We start from the raw sequence: 19,555 nt of genomic DNA, 5'->3' as shown, positions 1-19,555 counted from the left end.
GAAGCGATGAAACACCGTTATTTACCGATGACTGATTCTGATCAAAAAGAAATGCTTGAAGCAATCGGAGTCAAAACAATTGATGATTTATTTAGTGATATTCCTGAAAGCGTTCGTTTTAAAAGGGAATATAATATTAAACCAGCTAAAACGGAATCTGCTTTAATGAAAGAATTGATGCTTCTATCACAAAAAAATGCAGATTTAAAAACAAATACTTCATTTTTAGGTGCAGGTGTTTACGATCACTATATGCCAGTTATTGTTGATCACGTGTTATCGCGTTCAGAGTTCTATACCGCTTATACACCATATCAACCGGAAATTTCCCAAGGTGAGTTGCAAGCGATTTTTGAATTTCAGACAATGATATCTGAACTAACAGGAATGGATGTAGCAAACTCATCTATGTATGATGGTGGGACGGCACTTGCGGAAGCTGCTATGTTAGCAACTGGGCATACAAAGCGTAAAAAAGTATTGATTTCAAGTACAGTACACCCTGAATCAAAAGCTGTAATTCAGACTTATGCAAAAGGCCAATACATCGATGTAGTTGAAATCCCACACAAAGATGGATTAACAGATATGAGCGCACTAAAAGAAATGATTGGTGATGACATTGCCGCAGTAGTCGTGCAATACCCTAACTTTTTTGGAAGAGTCGAGCCACTCGCTGAATTAGAAGAAATTATCCATGCTCATAAATCTTTATTTGTTGTATCAAGTAACCCACTATCTTTAGGAGCGTTAACACCTCCAGGAAAATTTGGTGCAGATATCGTTGCTGGCGATGCGCAAGTTTTTGGTATTCCAACAGCTTTTGGCGGTCCTCACTGTGGTTACTTTGCCGTGACAAAGAAACTCATGAGGAAAGTACCTGGACGTTTAGTGGGGCAAACGGTTGATGAGAACGGACAACGTGGATTTGTACTCACACTTCAAGCAAGAGAGCAACATATCCGTAGGGATAAAGCTACATCTAACATATGTTCTAACCAAGCTTTAAATGCACTAGCCGCATCTGTTGCTATGACAGCCTTAGGTAGAAACGGTGTTAAACAAATGGCGATAGATAATATTCAAAAGGCGCATTATGCGAAAGAACAATTTAGAAGTGCAGGCTTTGATATTACTTTTGATGGCGGTTCATTCAACGAGTTTATTATTAAGTGTAATCGTCCAGTTCGTGAGGTAAATCAAGCATTACTGAAAAAGAATATTATTGGTGGTTATGATTTAGGCAGAGATTATAGTGAATTGGCTCATCATATGCTTATTGCTGTAACAGAACTAAGAACAAAAGACGAAATTGATACATTTGTGGCAGAAATGGGGGATTACCGTGCATAACGAAAACCAGGCGCTCATTTTTGAGCTAAGTAAACCAGGGAGAATCGGCTATAGCCTTCCCGAGATGGATATCCCAGAAGTAGAATTATCTGATTTGCTCCCAGCTGAATATATCCGTCAAGAGGACGCGGATTTACCTGAAGTATCTGAACTTGATATTATGCGTCATTATACAGCTTTATCTAAGCGTAACCACGGAGTAGATTCTGGTTTTTACCCGCTTGGGTCTTGTACGATGAAATATAATCCTAAAGTAAATGAGAATGTAGCACGCTATAACGGCTTTGCTCATTTACACCCATTACAGGACGAAAGCTCTGTTCAAGGTGCAATGGAGTTGTTATATGATTTACAAGAGCATTTAATTGAGATCACAGGAATGGACGAAGTCACTCTACAACCGGCAGCAGGTGCCCATGGGGAATGGACTGGGTTGATGATGATTCGTGCCTATCATGAAGCAAATGGTGATTTTAACCGTACAAAAGTTATTGTTCCAGATTCAGCTCATGGTACAAACCCTGCCTCGGCAACTGTGGCGGGCTTCGAAACCTTAACAGTTAAGTCTAATGATCAAGGCTTAGTAGATTTAGAAGATTTGAGGAGAGTGGTGGGAGATGATACAGCTGCTCTTATGCTAACAAACCCTAATACGTTAGGTTTGTTTGAAGAAAATATTCTAGAAATGGCAGAAATAGTTCATGGAGCAGGCGGGAAACTGTATTATGATGGAGCCAACTTAAATGCCGTTTTATCTAAAGCAAGACCGGGAGATATGGGATTTGACGTTGTTCATTTGAATTTGCATAAAACATTTACTGGTCCCCATGGCGGAGGAGGACCCGGTTCAGGTCCTGTTGGGGTAAAAGAAGACTTAATTCCTTATTTGCCTAAACCAATCTTAGTGAAAACAGAAGAAGGTTATACATTTAATTATGACCGTCCACAGTCAATTGGAAGAGTCAAGCCTTATTACGGTAACTTCGGTATCAATGTCCGTGCCTATACGTATATTCGTTCTATGGGTCCAGATGGTTTGAAAGCTGTTACTGAAAATGCAGTACTTAATGCCAATTATATGATGCGTAAGCTAGCGCCAGCATTCGATCTACCATATGATAAACATTGTAAACATGAGTTTGTACTAAGTGGAAAACGCCAGAAAAAATTAGGTGTACGCACGCTTGATATCGCGAAGCGTTTGCTTGATTTCGGTTATCATCCACCGACTATTTACTTCCCGTTAAATGTTGAAGAGTGTATGATGATCGAACCAACAGAGACTGAATCTAAAGAAACACTCGACAGCTTTATTGATGCGATGCTCCAGATTGCCAAGGAAGCTGAGGAAAACCCTGAGGTCGTCCAAGAAGCGCCTCACACGACAGTAATTGGCCGTTTAGACGAGACGCTAGCAGCAAGAAAGCCAGTATTACGTTATCAAAAGGACTAATATAAAACGCCCTCTTACAAATATGTACGAGGTCTAAATAAAACGTGAACAAATTCATTTATGTGTATTTGTTCGCGTTTTTTTATCGCAAAAATCACTCCTAATAGGAGTTTATAATTGTAGATTAAGAACGGAACTTATTCTTCTAAATAAAATAAAAAAGATAAGTATATTGGGACTCTTTACGTAGGATATAAATGGTCTAATGAGGTTTGTAATCTGGTAGTTTAGAGGGAATAGAGGGATCATGAAGAATGAGAATAAACCACCCGTTTTAAGGCGGGTGGTAGGAGAGATCTATTTTTTAGATTTAATTTTCCCGCCCCATTTTTTGAAGCCGCCTTGTAAATGAGAAAGATTTTTGTATCCCTTCCGATACAATAGTTGAGCCGCTCTACCGCTTCTCATTCCGCTCTGGCAGTATAAATAAACAGGCTTATCTTGACGAAGTTCAACAAGTCTTGTTTTTAACTGAGATAAGGGAATATTTCTGGCACCTAAAATATGGCCACCTTCATATTCATTTGGTTCTCGGACATCAATCAATTGCGCTTTACGATATCCTTCTCTGAATTCTTGTTCTGATAATGTTTTTACAATTCTCTTTTGATACAACCTTGTGATTACTGTGTAAACAATAATAGCACCGATTATAATTAATAAAAAATATAGAGTAGACAATTAATATTTGCTCCTTTCAAACATTGCTTACGCCAAGATATATTATATAAGTTTTTCATAGGTTTAGTAAAGGACAAGAACGAGAAAATTGTAATGAAAACTTAATGAAGCCCGCTTTTTTTGCACATTTAGTAAAGGTGAAAAATCTTTCCATTAAGCGCTCATCTTTTTAATGCTTCATCAGTTGTAAGGACAAATCATTTTTTTAGACTATATGGAAAGAAGAATGTATGGCTTTTTTTTCTGGTCGAATTTTGATAGACTAAAATACGCTTAAACGTTTACTAAAAATAGATGTAAAAGAGGGTTATTATGGGGAAGGAAGTATGGCGATTTATCCATTCAGGTATGGGTTCTCCATCATTTAATATGGCTTTAGATGAAGCTTTATTAGATTGGAATAGCGAAGGGAAAATGCCACCAGTGATTCGTTTCTATGGTTGGAACCCAGCCACACTATCTATCGGGTATTTTCAAAAAGTTGGTAAGGAAATTAAGCTTGAAGCTGTAAAGGAAAATGGATTAGGTTTTGTTCGTAGGCCTACAGGTGGTCGTGGGGTTCTGCATGAACATGAGCTGACTTATAGTGTAATTGTTCCTGAAGAACATCCACAAATGCCGAAAACAGTGACTGAGGCTTATCGTGTGATTTCAGAAGGGGTATTACGAGGTTTCCAACAACTAGGCTTAGAAGCATACTTTGCTGTACCTCGTTCAAAGGAAGAAAAAGAAATGCTAAAGAATCCTCGTTCATCCGTTTGTTTTGATGCACCAAGCTGGTATGAATTAGTTGTAGAAGGTCGTAAAGTAGCAGGTAGTGCCCAAACACGGCAAAAAGGTGTGATTCTACAACATGGATCCATTCTACTTGATTTAGATGAGGATAAATTATTTAGTCTGTTTAAATATTCTAACGATCGCGTGAAAGAAAGAATGCAAAGAGCATTTAGTAGTAAAGCGGTAGCGATAAATGAACTGACGGATCGAAAAATTACATATGAAGATGCAGTAGTGGCTTTTAAAAAGGGATTTGAAGAAGGACTTGACATCATTTTAGAACCATATGAGCTTAATGCAGAAGAAATAACTTATGTTGAAAAGCTAGCAAAAGAAAGATATGAAAATGATGAATGGACATTTAAACGATAATAAATTTTTTTCGACTCGCTCTTTTATTTTTAAAAGAGTAGAGTCGAATTGTTTTGTCTACTAGATTTGTGAGAAACGATTTAAAGTGCAAGTCGTAAAATTGGTGAAAATCATTTATTTTATTAACTTAAATAAATAATTGCTCTTGTTTTCGAGTGTTTATCCTCTTTCTTGCATTTGACAAAATAAAAATAACACAATATATAGTGTTATATTTTATAAAGTAGGTACTATATATTGATTATCTAGGTTTATTTATGATAACGTAAGGGTATTCTCTAAAAACAATATAAAAGCATAAAACGATGTAAACATAAAGAGAAGTAAATTTTTAATGATTGAAGGAGTTGTCGTAATGTCTGTTGCTGTAGGACAAGAATTAAAGTTAAATGTTGAGAGGTTAAATGAGGACATCCGCTTATTTCCACAAGTGCATCCTATTACTCCAGAGATGAAATTAACCCATAAAGGTGTTTCCCGCCTAGTTATGCTTGATAGATATACATTTAAAGATACAGAAAAAGTAACGTTATCTGAAGGTGACTTTGTTGTTCTAACGATTAAGGAGGATCCGAAGTTTCCTGCGCGAGGTTTAGGCTACATTGTAGAGATTGATTGGGAAAATAAAAAAGCAGTTGTACAAGTTGAACAAGATTATCGCGGTGTACTCGATACACAAGAAGAGATAGAAACGGGAATCATTGTACGTTCTTTAGACGTTATAGAGAAGCCGTTAGAAGTATTTTATGAGCAAATTGCTAAGCGCAATGCCACAGGGTTAGCTTCGGTTGAAAAGACTGAAGAAAAACAGAAAGAATGGTTTGAAAAGTTTTATCAGGAATTAGCTGATTTGAACTTTATTCCAGCTGGTCGTGTTTTGTATGGTGCCGGTGCTGATACTGAGGTTACATACTTTAATTGCTATGTAATGCCGTTTGTACAAGATTCTCGTGAAGGTATCTCTGAGCATCGTAAACAAGTCATGGAAATCATGTCTAGAGGTGGCGGTGTTGGAACGAATGGTTCGACATTAAGACCGCGTAATACACTAGCGAAAGGAGTGAATGGGAAATCTTCCGGTTCTGTTTCTTGGTTAGATGATATTGCGAAGTTAACACATCTCGTTGAACAAGGTGGTTCAAGAAGAGGTGCGCAGATGATAATGTTAGCGGATTAATTGATGCTGTAGTCCGCGTCATTCAAACCAATGAATGACTAGAAAATCGGGTGAATTGCGGGGATATCCTGTTAAAGGCAAAACTGCTACAACGTGACTGGCAACGGTGAGCGTGAACGCTATAAAAAATGTTTTGCATGGGACAATCCGCAGCCAAGCGCCACTGGGCATAGGTAGTGGTGAAGGTTCAACGACTAGAGAGTGAGCCCCAACAATAAACTCTCAAATAGCGCCCGGCCCCTATACATAAGGGTGATGATATAGTCTAGTCCGACTGCTAAGAGCAGTGTAAATATCCTGAAAGGGACGGTAGTTAACGTGGCATCCTGATATTATTGAATTTATTATTTCTAAAATGCAAAATCCAAGAATTCTTCGTTTCTTACTTGAAAATACGGAAGATGAGACAATTAAACGTTACGCTAAGGAAAAACTCAAGTTCACTCCATTTACAGAGCAAGAGATTGCCATGTATCAAGGAATAATCAATTATAAAACCATTCCAGGTTTAGGTGGATTTAATGAGAAAATCATTAAAGATGCAGAAGAAAAACTATTAATAGGCGGAACATATGCTGTTCATAATTCTGAATTCCTTACTGGAGCAAATATTTCAGTTTGTTTAACGAAGGAGTTTATGGAAGCAGTTGAAAATGATGGTGAATATGAACTTCGTTTCCCAGATGTAGAGAGTTACGATCGTGAGCAGATGGACAACTACAATAAGCAATGGCATGAAGTTGGCGATGTGCGTGAATGGGAAAAGTTAGGTCACGGTGTTCGTGTATATCGTAAAATTAAGGCAAAAGAGCTTTGGAACTTGATAAATATTTGTGCAACTTATTCAGCTGAACCAGGTATCTTCTTCATTGATAACGCCAATGATATGACCAATGCAAAAAGCTATGGCCAAAAGGTAGTAGCAACAAACCCTTGTGGCGAACAGCCATTAGCTCCTTACAGTGTTTGTAATCTAGCAGCAGTGAACCTAGCTGAAATGGCTGACAAGGAAAATAAGACAGTTGATTTCGCAAAGCTGGCAAAAACTGTTGAGATTGGCGTACGTATGCAAGATAATGTCATCGATGCTACACCTTATTTCCTTGAAGATAATAAAAAACAAGCTTTGGGTGAACGTCGAGTTGGCTTAGGTGTCATGGGTCTGCATGATTTATTAATTTATTGTGAAACAGAGTATGGCTCAGAAGAAGGTAATGTATTAATTGACCAAGTGTTTGAAACGATTGCTACAACGGCTTATCGTGCGTCAGTAGAAATCGCTAAAGAAAAAGGTAGCTTCCCATTCTTAAACGGAGAAACAACGGAGGAAACGAACCGTTTAAGAAAAGCCTTTATCGAAACAGGTTATATGGAAAAGATGCCGGCTGATATCAAACAGGCAATTCTAGAAACGGGGATTCGGAATTCTCATTTATTAACAGTTGCTCCTACAGGTTCAACAGGGACAATGGTTGGTGTTTCTACTGGATTAGAACCATATTTCTCATTCTCTTATTTTAGAAGTGGTCGACTTGGTAAATTCATTGAAGTAAAAGCAGACATTGTTCAAGAATATTTTGATCGTCACCCAGAGGCGGATCCTGAAAACTTACCAAACTGGTTTATTGCTGCAATGGACTTAGCTCCTGAAGCGCATGCTGACGTGCAATGTGTGATTCAACGTTGGATTGATAGTTCTATTAGTAAAACAGTGAATGCGCCTAAAGGTTATAGTGTAGAACAAGTGCAAAAGGTGTATGAGCGTTTATATAAAGGTGGAGCAAAAGGCGGCACTGTATACGTGGATGGCTCAAGAGACTCTCAAGTATTAACTTTAAAAGCCGAAGAAAATTCTTTTGAAGAAGAAACCTTAGAGAAGAAATCATCCAATAAACAGCATGTTGTCCTTGTAGATACAATTAATGACTTACGTTCAACTGATGTCACTATTGGATCTGAAGTTGGTAATACTTGCCCTGTCTGCCGTCAAGGGAAAGTGGAAGAAATCGGTGGCTGTAATACATGTACCAATTGTAATGCACAATTAAAATGTGGGTTATAAGTAGCAAGACTGGAAGGAAAGTGAGCTTAGCTCACTAAATAAAAATACAAGCATGAGCAAATTATCTAGCGAATTTGTTCATGCTTTTTTTTCTGTCTGTATAATCAAGAAAAGTAGCTAGAAGGTTCTAGTTGGAGGTTGTTAAGTGCATTCGACATAAGATAGTTTGCTTGTACATATTTAGTTAAAAATGGAAAGATAATTTTTGGCAAGGTGTGTGCGTATGACTTTGTAGGAATTCGTTAAAATTGCTGAGCAAAGGGGTATTGCTCGTACATCAAAAGTGAAATCGCCAAAGATAGCAGAACAAAAGAGTTTCATCGGCCCTCATCATAAAACGTGGGATAAAAAAGAATGCCAGCACCACCAGAAATTCTAATCATCCACATGAAAACTCCCCTTAACTCTTCTTAGGGACTTAACAATCAATTTCACTGTCACCATTATTAGCTTCATAATTGTTCTGGAAGAGTAGAGTTTAATAGGGGATTTACCGAGTTCTTTTATAACAAATGCCAGTTTTGTGATTTTCGCAAAAATCGGACTATTGCCAAGCTCAAGTGATTACAAATGTATTATAATGCTTTTTTCTTTTTGCAAAAGGATGTATGCAAATTAGAATGGGGTGATTGTATACATGGAAATCGATGGTGTATTTTCAGGAGGGGGCATTAAAGGGTTCGCTCTAATTGGTGCTCTTGCGGAAATTGAAAAGCAAGGTTTCCAATTCAAACGTGTTGCTGGAACGAGTGCCGGGTCAATTATATCTGCTTTAATTATTGCAGGCTATTCAAGTGATGAGATAGAAAGAATGATGGACGATTTAGATTTAAAAGTGTTTTTAGATAGTAGAAAATCACTTATTCCTATTGCTGTAGCAAAATGGATATTTTTATTTTGGAGTTTGGGATTATATAAGGGAAATGAATTAGAAAAGTGGATAGAAGCTCGATTAGCAGCAAGGGGGATTCGGACATTTGCAGACGTTCCCCCGCTTTCTCTACGCATTATTGCATCAGATTTGACGAATGGGAGATTACTCGTGCTGCCAGATGACTTACCGAAATACCAAATTGACCCAAATCGTTTTTCCGTAGCTAAGGCAGTGAGGATGAGTTGTAGTATGCCTTATTTTTTTGAACCTGTGAAAATCGGTGGCCGTGGCAAGCGTAATAATCTCATTGTGGACGGTGGTGTATTAAGTAACTTCCCAATGTGGTTGTTTGATAAAGATAATGTAAAGAAAACGAGACCGGTTCTCGGAGTGAAATTGAGTATTAATAATAATGAACAGCCACCGAGAAGAATCAAAAATGCAATTCAAATGTTTGAAGCATTATTTGAAACAATGAAGGATGCTCATGATTCCCGTTATATTTCGAGAAGTCATGAACAGAATGTTATTTTTGTTCCTACAGAAGGAGTATTAGCGACAGAGTTTGAGTTAACTGAAGAAGGGAAGAGAGATCTACTGAAACTTGGGAGGGAAAGAGCGAAGGAATTTCTTGCCACATGGACTTATTGAGAATAAGCCTAAAATGTCACTAATCACGCAATCTGACATGAAAAAATCGGACCTCTTATAAAGAAGCCCGATTTTTCTTTTTGCCTTTTTTTCCTTCAATGACTGTTAGATGTACAGAGGTATTTCTTTTTGATTTTTTTATAGAAGTTAAAGTGACTGGCTTACTTCTTCGGTTTGAAGAAGTTTGATTCTCTTTATTTTTAAAACGTTTTTTTGATTTTTTAGCGGCTTGCGCAAATGCTTTTCGCTCACTCTTATTGGGACTTGATGACCCGCTAAGTTTCTGGACGACAAAATAGATGACGACCCCAACAAGCGCCATAATGGCTATACCTCGAAATAATCCGGCTGGGTCTTTAATTAATTGAGAACCAAGCCCAATCATTGCAAGTAAAATAAGTGCGCCAAAAATATATAAGGATTTCCGATTCTTCAAGAAAGCCACCTCCCTATGAGCATGATGAGCATATTTGTAAGCTTTTAAACTTCGAAAGAGTAAAAAACCAATTTATCGTACCCTTTTAAAGTTATCTTACCCAATATTTGAGATTTCAAGCAGTACTTATATAAGAAAAATATTATCTTAGACTATCTTGTACAATCAATAAGATTTTATATATAAATTTCTCTATTTTCACTGTGAAACCCTCTACAAATAGATAAAAAACAAGAAAAAAATACGGATTTTAACAATTTTATGAAAGATGCAATGGTTTCTACCTGCATTGGACATAATAAGCACGGAGGTGAATCATATGAGTGATAAACATGAATTAGAACAAAACGAACGGGAACAACCATTATCAATGACATCTTTAACTTTTATCACTGGATTTGTCGGAGGTGTTTTTTGGAGTACGATTGGTTACATCGCTTATGTCCTTAATTTAACAGAAGTAGGACCAAGAGTCATTTTAGAACCATGGACAATAGGTGATTGGAAGGATGGTTGGCTTGGAACAGTGATTTCGATTATTTTAATTGGAGCTGTTTCAGTTGTAGCCGCTTATATTTATTATTGGACAATGAGAAGGTTCAAGAAAATGTGGTTTGGTGCCCTTTATGGACTTGTTTTATTTGCCCTTGTTTTTTTTGTCCTAAATCCGATGTTTCCTAATATTGCCCCTGTAGGAGATTTGAAAATAAATACAATTATAACATCTGTTTGCTTATATTTATTGTATGGTGTATTTGTTGGTTATTCCATTTCATATGAAAATGAAGAACAACAAAAGATGAAAGAAGCACAAGAAACGGAAGAAGCTTAAATTGTTAGAAGATTGATTGCTTTTATTTGCTTTATTATAGTGAGTGTTCTCTATTTTGTGATAAAATAGCCATATTGAATATTTCAGTATTCGTAGGAGTGGCGCCATGAAAAAAATATTGCTCATCAATGGACCGAATTTGAATCTTCTAGGCCAACGTGAACCAGGGATTTACGGTTCGGACACATTAGAGTCGCTTGAACATAATTTAAAACAAATAGCAGAACAAAGAAATGTTGCGCTTACTTGTATGCAATCTAATCACGAAGGCGTAATCATTGATCAAATCCATCTGGCGAATAGGAAATATGAAGGTATTATATTTAATCCAGGAGCATTTACTCACTATAGTATTGCTATTCGTGATGCCATTGCAGCCATTGATGTCCCTGTTATTGAAGTACATATTTCCAATGTGCATAAAAGAGAATCATTCAGACATCATTCCGTCATGGCAGCAGTAACAAAGGGGCAAATTGTTGGTTTAGGAATGAAAGGCTATGAGCTTGCTTTATTTGCATTAACAGATGAATAAGAGGGAGAGTAGAAGTTATGACAAAGATAGATAAAATAAGAAATAGTTTTGATCGAGTAGGTATTGATGCTATTTTGATTACGAGTGCTTATAACAGACGTTATGTTTCTCATTTTACAGGGTCTGCCGGTGCTGTTTTAATTAGCAAAAAAGATGCATTGTTCATTACTGATTTTCGTTATACTGAGCAAGCTAGCAAGCAATGTACTGGATATACGGTTGTGCAACATAAAGGAACTATACCTGAAGAAGTGGCATCAATTGTAAAGCAATTAGGTATTAAGAAATTGGGATTTGAAAAAGATTATGTTACATATGCTTCTTACCAAACTTTTAATGAAACAATTGATGCTGAATTAATTCCTGTATCAGGCGAAATTGAAAAGTTACGCTTGATAAAGGATGAATCAGAGATTAAGATATTAAAGGGAGCCGCGAAAATAGCGGATAGCGCTTTTTCTCATATTCTTAACTTTATTCAACCTGGTAAAACAGAAATAGAAGTCGCAAATGAATTAGAATTTTTTATGAGAAAAGAAGGAGCAACTTCATCTTCGTTTGATATGATTGTTGCTTCAGGTGTTCGTGGTGCATTACCTCACGGTGTAGCGAGTGATAAAGTCATCGAAAAAGGTGAGCTTGTTACAATTGACTTTGGTGCGTTATATAATGGATACGTTTCCGATATAACAAGAACCGTTGCCATCGGTCAACCAAGTGATAAGATGAAAGAAGTATATGATATTGTTTTAGAAGCACAGTTACGCGGTATGAAAGGGATTAAAGCTGGAATTACTGGGAAGCAAGCTGACGCTTTAACGAGAGACTATATTTCAGAAAAAGGCTATGGTGAATATTTTGGTCATTCTACCGGTCACGGTATTGGCTTAGAAGTCCATGAAGGACCAGGACTCTCTTTTAAATCTGACATCGTATTAGAACCAGGAATGGTTGTTACTTGTGAACCGGGTATATATTTACCAGGCATCGGTGGCGTTAGAATTGAAGATGATACGATTGTAACTAAAGAGGGTAACGAAAACCTTAATACATCAACAAAAGAATTAGTTATTCTTTAATGAGTGAATAGTAGGAGGAACTTTTTGCATGATTTCAGTAAATGATTTTAAAACAGGTTTAACCATTGAAGTAGATAATGGGATTTGGCGTGTAATGGATTTCCAACACGTGAAACCAGGTAAAGGTGCGGCGTTTGTTCGTTCAAAATTACGTAATCTACGTACAGGAGCTATTCAAGAAAAAACTTTCCGTGCGGGTGAAAAAGTAGCTAAAGCACAAATTGATAATCGTAAAATGCAATATTTATATGCTAATGGTGATCAACACGTCTTTATGGATACAGAATCTTATGATCAAATTGAATTAAGTGCTTCAGCAATTGAATATGAATTGAAGTTCTTAAAAGAAAATATGGAAGTTTCCATTATGTTATATCAAAGTGAAACATTAGGTGTTGAATTGCCAAATACGGTAGTACTTGAAGTAACTGAAACAGAACCTGGCATCAAAGGTGATACGGCCTCTGGTGGTACAAAACCAGCCATTTTAGAAACAGGCTTAAGTGTGCAAGTACCTTTCTTTGTGAACCAAGGCGATCAGCTTATTATTAACACAACAGATGCTTCTTACGTATCTCGTGCTTAATTTTTGCGTTTGATGACTTGTTATTTTCGTGATCTTATAGTAATATAATAATCAACTTGCTGCGTTGTTCGTTTGTATATGAAGTTTCAACCTTTACGTTAATTTAGGGAGCTTAAGATCATAATTGAAATAACATGCCTACATTGTTTAGGACGTTAGGAAGATTATTGCAAGCACCCACCTGGTGGAGCAGGTATGAAACTCCATATAAATCGGCGGCAACAGCGGCTACTTGATTTACTAATGAAGACATTTGAGATGATTCTCAGATGTCTTTTTTACGTTTCAACCTTTAGAATGACTTCCAAAGAGAGGTTAAAGTAAGTCGAAGTTTACAATAAAATGAAGATAACAAGTAAGTCTTATAAACCCGATTGGTTTACTTTATAAAAGCATGAGTAAAATTTTTTACAACCATCTTAAAGATAAAGGTGGGAATTCCCCCACCTATTATACTTCCATCATTAATCCCATTGATAACCCAATAATTCCGCCATTTTTTTAGGAATATCCGTATTATCCAACATACCATGGAAATGTTCTGCACCTGCACCGTATGCAAATAACGGAACTGGATTGGCTGTATGGCCACCCGCACTGCTTATACTACGGATTTGGTGATTAACGATACCAGTATTATATCTTTCTGAGATAAAGCTACCAAGTTCCCATGCAGCTTTATTTTTTTTGTATACTTTTCCCCGAGCGTTCATTAATCTTGCATTGAGCTGTATACCTTCTTCCTCAGTTAAAACAATCCCAGTATATTTAACTAAATTGTCTACTATGTGAGAGGTAATGAATTTACCATCCTCTCCCATTTTCGTTTGTGCAAGCACATATTCTGGTGAAGCTTGAATTTTTTTTATCATCTTTCGCTTTAGTGGTTCGGTCGCAGAAATACCCATTGTTTCATGATCAGCAACAACAACTATCAAAGTATCTGAACGGTTATGAGCCCATTCGACGGCCGTTTTCACAGCCTCATCAAATTCTACTGTTTCTCTCCAAACACTTGCTATATCTGCTGAATGGGCTGCATGGTCAATTCTTGCCCCTTCCACCATTAAAAAGAAACCATTTCCATTATTAAGCTTTTGTAGTGCTGTTTTTGTCATTTCACTTAAGCTGGGTTCTGTGCCATCTGTATATTTGCGGTCTATTTTAAATGACAGATGATACGGAGCAAAAAGGCCCAGCAGTTTACCCTCTGTCTGATTGCTTAATAAATCATGTCTATTTCTGACAATGGTATAACCTAACTTCTTTGCTTTTTCTAACAGGGCAGGACCATAAAAAACTTCTCCCCCACCTAACATGACATCAGGGGCGAGTGTGAGTTGTTGCTTCGCAATATCCGCCTGATCTGCCCAACGATTAAGAACGCTTGCTGTGAAAGCGGCAGGTGTGGCATCCGTGATGGCATTGGTGGAGATGATACCAGTCTTTTTCTTTTGCTCTTTAAATAAATCGAGGATGCTTTTTACCTCCTTGCCATCTGGCGTGACTCCGATCATTTCATTATTGGTTTTGCTTCCTGTTGCGAGGGCAGTACCGGCAGCAGCAGAATCAGTTACGACTCGATTAGCAGAATAGGTTTGAACAAGGGCACTAAAGGGGAGGGAAGTCAGAAACAATTGCCCCTCTTTACCTCTTTCCAATTCGCGCGCTATCTCTAGTTGGCCCACCCCCATACCATCTCCAATCATATAGATAATGTTTGTAGGTTTGTTTCCTTCTGCCGTAACAGACGAAGTATTTATTAGTAGTAATAAAGAAAAACATAGAATAGATAAGTACTTTAATTTCCTCACACATTTCACATCCTCTTTAATAGATTGTCATGTGAATTATTGTCTCTCTTTTAATAATAATTATTTGTTATCTGGTCATACGTTAGATTCATCTTGCATACATTGAGAGTAGAAAAGAGCAAGTCCTATGGAGACAAAGGAAAGGGAGGACTTTCGAGGTGGAAACAATTCTAGCATTTTTACCACGTTCAATCTCACAACAGTTACGGCAATTACCAACTCGTCAGTTAGCAGAAATAGAGGAAATTAGGATTAGGACTCATCGCCCGATTGAAGTTGTTACACATGGTAACTATGTTTTGTTACCTTATCAAGCAACGGAAGAGGATGCGATTCATTTATTAGATAAGATGAGTCACTTCTCTATTTATACTTTGGAAGAAGAGTTACGTAGAGGTTATATCACGATAGAGGGCGGTCACCGGGTCGGACTAGCAGGTAAAGTTATTTTAGAAGGCGGACAAGTAAAAGTGATTAGAGATGTCGCTTCTTTTAACATTCGTATTGCTAAAGAAAAAATCGGGATTGCCGAAACTGTTGCTCATCATATTTATCAGAATGGTTGGATGCATACAGTTATTATCGGCCCTCCACAAACTGGAAAGACAACTTTGCTTAGAGATTTAGCGAGAATGGTCTCTAGTGAAAATAAATACACAACTGCTAAAAAAGTAGGCATCGTCGATGAAAGATCAGAAATAGCTGGAAGTATTCATGGTATACCACAAATGAGGTTTGGTCCGCGTGTTGATGTTTTAGATGCGTGCCCAAAAGCTGAAGGTATGATGATGATGATTCGCTCGATGAGCCCAGATGTCCTTGTGGTCGATGAATTGGGTAGCAAAGCAGATGTAGAAGCCGTATTAGAAGCAGTTAATGCCGGTATAAAGTTAATTACTACTACCCACGGCTTCTCGTATGAAGATATAAAAAAACGTCCGTTAATGGCACCTTTACTTGAATTAGATATATTTGAACGTTTTGTTGAACTTAATAGACGTGCAGGACCGGGAAATATACAAGCTGTCAAAGACGGTAATGGTATGCGGTTATATAGGAAGCAAGAGGTATTAGGACCATGATTAAAATAGTGGGAGCAATACTTATCATCGTAGCAACTACTCTCGTAGGATTTGAGATATCAAAACGATTAAGTGAAAGGCCACGTCAACTAAGGCAGCTAAAGAGTGCCTTGCAATCATTAGAAGCGGAAATCATGTATGGCCACACTCCATTACATGAGGCATCACGACGCCTCGCTTCTCAATTAAGTCAACCAGTTTCGTTATTCTTTGCTGATTTTGCTTCTCGGCTAACAGAAACTGAAACGACAGTAATGAGGGCCTGGGAGAATAGCTTGAATCACATTTGGAAAAAAACGGCTCTGAAAAACAGTGAATTTGAAATCATGAAACAATTTGGAGAGACATTAGGGCGACATGATCGCATCTCCCAACAAAAGCAAATTTTGCTGACATTAGCCCATCTGGAACGTGAAGAAGTAGATGCGCATGAGAAACAGGCAAAATACGAAAGAATGGCGAAAAGCCTCGGGTTTTTATCAGGACTTCTGCTAATTATTTTATTAATGTAGAGAAAATTTCTCATGTTTGAGTGTAGGAGGAGAAAATAATGGGATTAGATGTCGAGATTATTTTTAAAATTGCCGGTGTTGGGATAGTCGTCGCTTTTTTACACACGATTCTTGACCAAGTGGGAAAGAAAGAATATGCCCAATGGGTCACTTTGTTTGGATTTATCTATATTTTATTTCTGGTTGCATCAGTGGTAGATAACCTCTTTCAAAAAATCAAATCAGTATTCTTATTTCAATAAGAAGGGAGAGGTATGCCATTGATATTCTTAAAATAGTAGGCATTGCTTTAATAGCTACATTCTTGGCACTAATTATCAAAGAACAAAAACCTAACTTTGCTTTTCTTTTAGTTGTTTTTGTTGGTTGTACGATTTTTTTATATCTTGTCGATCAGATATATATGATTATTCATATGATAGAGCGCATTGCTGTTAATGCCAATATTAATATGGTGTATTTGGAGACCATACTGAAAATAGTGGGTATTGCCTATATTGCAGAATTTGCCTCGCAAATTACGAAAGATGCTGGTCAAGGTGCAATTGCTGCAAAGATTGAGATGGCAGGGAAGATTTTTATCTTAGCAATGGCTATCCCGATATTAACGGTTTTGATTGAAACAATTATTCAAATGATCCCAAGTTAATCAGTGTAAAGAGAAAATGAAGGAGCCACCCATGCGGTGTGAATAGAAAATGACAACATCATAAGAGAGTAGCACCTTCCCTATATAAAGAGGTGTAAAAGATGAAGCACTATTTATTGAAAACATTGCTGTTTAGTATGTTGTTTATTTTCATGACAAGCCACATTGTACATGCCTCAGATGAAGAGGCAGATAAACCAGATGAATACCGAACTGAAGAAGCTCAAGAAGTTTTTAATCCGGAAGATATTGTAGAGTCACAAATAGATACACTCCATTTGGATGAATTAAAGGGATTCTGGGAAGATATCACCAATGAATATGGAGGTTTTTTGCCGGAAAGTCAAAAGGGCAGCATTTACGATTTTATAAAAGGTGAAAAAGAGTTTTCGTTTGATCAATGGGCATTAGGCATACTTAAATTCGTTTTTCATGAATTTGTTGTAAATGGAAAACTTTTAGGAACCTTAATCTTACTAGCTGTATTTAGCATGTTTCTGCAATCATTGCAAAATGCTTTCGAATCCGGAACAGTAAGTAAAGTCGCTTATGCGATTGTTTTGATGGTATTGGTTATTTTAGCATTGAATAGCTTCCATATCGCGATGGAGTATGCAAGTGATACTGTCCATAAGATGACTTCATTCATTCTAGCGCTCATTCCTTTGCTGCTAGCATTAATTGCCTCCTCAGGTGGACTCATCTCAGCAGCCTTTTTTCATCCAGTTATTCTCTTCTTAATGAATACGAGTGGTGTGTTAATTCAATATGTTGTGTTTCCTTTGCTTTTTTTATCCACGCTACTGCATATCGTCAGTACTTTGTCAGATCAATATAAGGTTACACAATTGGGGAACCTCTTGAGGAATTGGAGTGTGGGCTTACTCGGTATTTTCCTTACTGTGTTTTTGGCTGTGATATCAATCCAAGGAGTTTCTACAGCCATTACAGATGGTGTCACACTAAAAACAGCGAAGTATGTAACAAGTAATTTTATCCCTGTAATCGGGCGAATGTTCACAGACGCAACGGATACGGTAGTGACAGCATCTGTATTATTGAAAAACACTGTCGGAATTGCTGGTGTCGCCATTTTGATGATTATAGTAGCTTTTCCTGCAATCAAAATATTAATGATTGCGTTTATATATAAATTTGCAGCAGCTGTTCTTCAACCTTTAGGCGGAGGGCCGATTATTAAATGTTTAGATATTATCAGTAAAAGTGTCATGTATGTATTTGCAGCATTAGCCATTGTGTCTCTTATGTTTTTTCTTAGTATTACTGTCGTGATCGTAGCTGGAAATCTCACGATGATGGTGAGATAGGGAGGGTCGCTAATGGAATTTTTAAAAGAATGGATTACAACAATTATCATATTTATTTTGCTAGCAACGGTTATTGATATGATTCTTCCAAGTTCAAAGCTACAGAAATACACAAAAATGGTTACGGGCTTATTATTAATAGCGATTATTTTAACTCCTATATTTAAATTTGTTTCTAGTGATTTCGAACAAACGATTATGTCGTTACCATCAATTGAGTCTACTTCTTCAAAAGAAGAAATAGAAAATTCAATAGAAATGCAAAAAAAAGAAATACAAGCCTCCTCTCGTGCATATGCTTTAGAAAACGTAGAAAAAGCCATGAAAGCATCGGCGAATGAGGAGTTGGTAGAAAAGTACGGTTTAGAAATTACAAAGATAGAAATGATTGAAGACGATAGGTCCGAGCTTGAGTTCCCTCAAAACCTTCAAAAGGTCTATGTGCAAGTACAACCAGTAGAAGAAGGGGAACAAGAAGCAGTTGAAGTTGTCCAAAATGTAGAAGTAGACACAGGAAAGCCGATTGAATCAGAAGCAACAACTACTGTCCCAGGTGATATTACTTCTCTTCTGTCTACTAATTGGGAAATCGATGAAAAAGTGATGGAAGTATTTTTAGAAGAAGGGGGGATGGCGAAAAACGATGGGTAAAAAAGGACCAATTACATTACTGAAAGAATGGTTATCAAAAGAAAAAGATGGCGAAAAAAAACCCGGTAAAGTTCAATACTTGATGATCGTTCTCTTATTTGGTGCCGCGATTATGCTAATTAGTAATATATTTTTTAATAATGACACGTCTGATGAAGTCTCTGTCTTTAACTCCGAGAGTGAGCAAACAGAGAAAGAGCAAGAAGTCTTTGGACAATCTAAACCACAATCAGCCAATTCAATTGCTGATTATGAAAAGGCATATGAAGCACAGATTAAAGAAGCGCTTGACACAATAGTTGGAGTGGATGATGTCTCTATTGTTGTAAATGTTGATTCCACAGAGAAAAAAGTATTAGAAAAAAATACAACGAATCAAGGACAAATTACTGATGAGACGGATAGAGAAGGTGGCAAAAGGGTGGTGGAAGATCAATCGAAAGAAGAACAGGTTGTCATCATCCGTGAAGGAGAAAAAGAAGTTCCAATTGTAATAGAAACAAAAAAGCCTGATATAAGAGGCGTTCTCATAGTAGCAAAAGGTGCTGATAATATCCAAGTGAAAACATGGATTGTGGAAGCTGTCTCACGTGTACTAGATGTACCTGCACATAAAGTTTCTGTTTTACCTAAGAAAAAATAATGTTTAAG

Annotated in this window: 18 protein-coding genes, 1 other RNA gene and 2 pseudogenes; 18 read left to right on the top strand and 3 right to left on the bottom strand. The window is 37.2% G+C overall.

The genetic code is table 11. From position 1 onward, the window contains the following. The first annotated feature begins 6 nt into the window (after nt 1–6). Complete coding sequence (gene gcvPA, locus MKX78_RS16020; RefSeq protein WP_095372594.1) at nt 7–1,353, top strand: aminomethyl-transferring glycine dehydrogenase subunit GcvPA; 1,347 nt, start codon at nt 7–9, stop codon at nt 1,351–1,353. Continuing rightward, on the top strand, nt 1,346–2,806 hold the full coding sequence (gcvPB, locus tag MKX78_RS16015; protein ID WP_095372595.1) for an aminomethyl-transferring glycine dehydrogenase subunit GcvPB: 1,461 nt from the start codon (nt 1,346–1,348) through the stop codon (nt 2,804–2,806). The genes gcvPA and gcvPB overlap by 8 nt, the downstream gene beginning before the upstream one ends. 297 nt (nt 2,807–3,103) lie before the next feature. Here gcvPB and MKX78_RS16010 read toward each other — a convergent pair whose 3' ends face one another. Further along, nucleotides 3,104–3,487 (bottom strand): rhodanese-like domain-containing protein, encoded by a 384-nt coding sequence (locus tag MKX78_RS16010; RefSeq protein ID WP_095372596.1) that lies wholly within the window; start codon nt 3,485–3,487, stop codon nt 3,104–3,106. Nucleotides 3,488–3,799: 312 nt separating this feature from the next. Between MKX78_RS16010 and MKX78_RS16005 the strand changes: the two genes are divergently transcribed. The 4 genes and pseudogenes from MKX78_RS16005 to MKX78_RS15990 all read left to right on the top strand — a co-directional run bounded on the left by MKX78_RS16005 (nt 3,800) and on the right by MKX78_RS15990 (nt 9,400). After that, entirely contained in the window at nt 3,800–4,636 is an 837-nt protein-coding gene (locus MKX78_RS16005) for a lipoate--protein ligase family protein (protein WP_341051578.1), read from the top strand. A gap of 355 nt (nt 4,637–4,991) precedes the next feature. After that, a pseudogene (locus MKX78_RS16000) lies at nt 4,992–5,810 on the top strand (ribonucleotide reductase N-terminal alpha domain-containing protein); the annotation flags it as partial. Between the two features lie 322 nt (nt 5,811–6,132). Further along, a pseudogene (locus tag MKX78_RS15995) lies at nt 6,133–7,875 on the top strand (vitamin B12-dependent ribonucleotide reductase); the annotation flags it as partial. Between the two features lie 637 nt (nt 7,876–8,512). Continuing rightward, nucleotides 8,513–9,400, top strand: coding sequence for a patatin-like phospholipase family protein (locus MKX78_RS15990; protein ID WP_095372599.1), 888 nt, complete (start codon nt 8,513–8,515; stop codon nt 9,398–9,400). 55 nt (nt 9,401–9,455) lie between these two features. On the opposite strand, the gene MKX78_RS15985 is transcribed toward MKX78_RS15990, so the two are convergent. Beyond that, a complete protein-coding gene (locus tag MKX78_RS15985) occupies nt 9,456–9,845 on the bottom strand; it encodes an SA1362 family protein (RefSeq protein WP_224936000.1) in 390 nt (129 codons plus the stop codon). Between the two features lie 310 nt (nt 9,846–10,155). On the opposite strand from MKX78_RS15985, the gene MKX78_RS15980 reads away from it, so the two are divergent. The 5 genes from MKX78_RS15980 (at nt 10,156) to ssrS (ending at nt 13,103) form a co-directional block, all read left to right on the top strand. Continuing rightward, nucleotides 10,156–10,668 (top strand): YqhR family membrane protein, encoded by a 513-nt coding sequence (locus MKX78_RS15980; protein ID WP_224936001.1) that lies wholly within the window; start codon nt 10,156–10,158, stop codon nt 10,666–10,668. Between the two features lie 106 nt (nt 10,669–10,774). Continuing rightward, nucleotides 10,775–11,203 (top strand): type II 3-dehydroquinate dehydratase, encoded by a 429-nt coding sequence (aroQ, locus tag MKX78_RS15975; RefSeq protein WP_095372600.1) that lies wholly within the window; start codon nt 10,775–10,777, stop codon nt 11,201–11,203. 17 nt (nt 11,204–11,220) lie between these two features. Next, nucleotides 11,221–12,282, top strand: a complete 1,062-nt coding sequence (locus MKX78_RS15970; protein ID WP_095372601.1) for a M24 family metallopeptidase — start codon at nt 11,221–11,223, stop codon at nt 12,280–12,282. A 28-nt stretch (nt 12,283–12,310) separates the two neighbouring features. After that, nucleotides 12,311–12,868 carry an elongation factor P gene (gene efp / locus MKX78_RS15965; protein ID WP_095372602.1) on the top strand — a complete coding sequence of 186 codons (558 nt, stop codon included), beginning with the start codon at nt 12,311–12,313 and terminating at the stop codon, nt 12,866–12,868. 53 nt (nt 12,869–12,921) lie between these two features. Beyond that, nucleotides 12,922–13,103: non-coding RNA, 6S RNA (gene ssrS, locus MKX78_RS15960), on the top strand. Nucleotides 13,104–13,332: 229 nt separating this feature from the next. Here ssrS and MKX78_RS15955 read toward each other — a convergent pair. Further along, complete coding sequence (locus MKX78_RS15955) at nt 13,333–14,682, bottom strand: alkaline phosphatase (protein WP_233435222.1); 1,350 nt, start codon at nt 14,680–14,682, stop codon at nt 13,333–13,335. Nucleotides 14,683–14,840: 158 nt separating this feature from the next. On the opposite strand from MKX78_RS15955, the gene spoIIIAA reads away from it, so the two are divergent. From spoIIIAA to spoIIIAG, 7 genes are all read left to right on the top strand, one after another. Beyond that, nucleotides 14,841–15,764, top strand: coding sequence for a stage III sporulation protein AA (gene spoIIIAA, locus MKX78_RS15950; protein WP_307312928.1), 924 nt, complete (start codon nt 14,841–14,843; stop codon nt 15,762–15,764). Then, nucleotides 15,761–16,276 (top strand): stage III sporulation protein SpoIIIAB, encoded by a 516-nt coding sequence (gene spoIIIAB, locus MKX78_RS15945; RefSeq protein ID WP_307312930.1) that lies wholly within the window; start codon nt 15,761–15,763, stop codon nt 16,274–16,276. Before spoIIIAA ends, spoIIIAB begins: the two co-directional genes overlap by 4 nt. Before the next feature lie 38 nt (nt 16,277–16,314). Beyond that, complete coding sequence (gene spoIIIAC / locus MKX78_RS15940) at nt 16,315–16,518, top strand: stage III sporulation protein AC (RefSeq protein ID WP_095372604.1); 204 nt, start codon at nt 16,315–16,317, stop codon at nt 16,516–16,518. A gap of 17 nt (nt 16,519–16,535) precedes the next feature. Further along, the gene (gene spoIIIAD, locus MKX78_RS15935) at nt 16,536–16,925 is read left to right on the top strand and encodes a stage III sporulation protein AD (protein ID WP_095372605.1); all 390 of its coding nucleotides are present in this window, start codon (nt 16,536–16,538) and stop codon (nt 16,923–16,925) included. A 101-nt stretch (nt 16,926–17,026) separates the two neighbouring features. Beyond that, nucleotides 17,027–18,253 (top strand): stage III sporulation protein AE, encoded by a 1,227-nt coding sequence (gene spoIIIAE, locus MKX78_RS15930; RefSeq protein ID WP_095372606.1) that lies wholly within the window; start codon nt 17,027–17,029, stop codon nt 18,251–18,253. Nucleotides 18,254–18,265: 12 nt separating this feature from the next. Next, nucleotides 18,266–18,904, top strand: a complete 639-nt coding sequence (gene spoIIIAF / locus MKX78_RS15925) for a stage III sporulation protein AF (protein ID WP_095372607.1) — start codon at nt 18,266–18,268, stop codon at nt 18,902–18,904. After that, nucleotides 18,897–19,547, top strand: a complete 651-nt coding sequence (gene spoIIIAG / locus MKX78_RS15920) for a stage III sporulation protein AG (RefSeq protein ID WP_095372608.1) — start codon at nt 18,897–18,899, stop codon at nt 19,545–19,547. The genes spoIIIAF and spoIIIAG overlap by 8 nt, the downstream gene beginning before the upstream one ends. The last annotated feature ends 8 nt before the right edge of the window (nt 19,548–19,555 follow it).

Origin of the sequence: Cytobacillus sp. FSL R5-0569 (assembly GCF_038007265.1) — a bacterium.
Lineage (GTDB): Bacteria > Bacillota > Bacilli > Bacillales > Cytobacillaceae > Cytobacillus > Cytobacillus kochii.
This window is presented reverse-complemented; position numbering and strand designations above follow the sequence as displayed.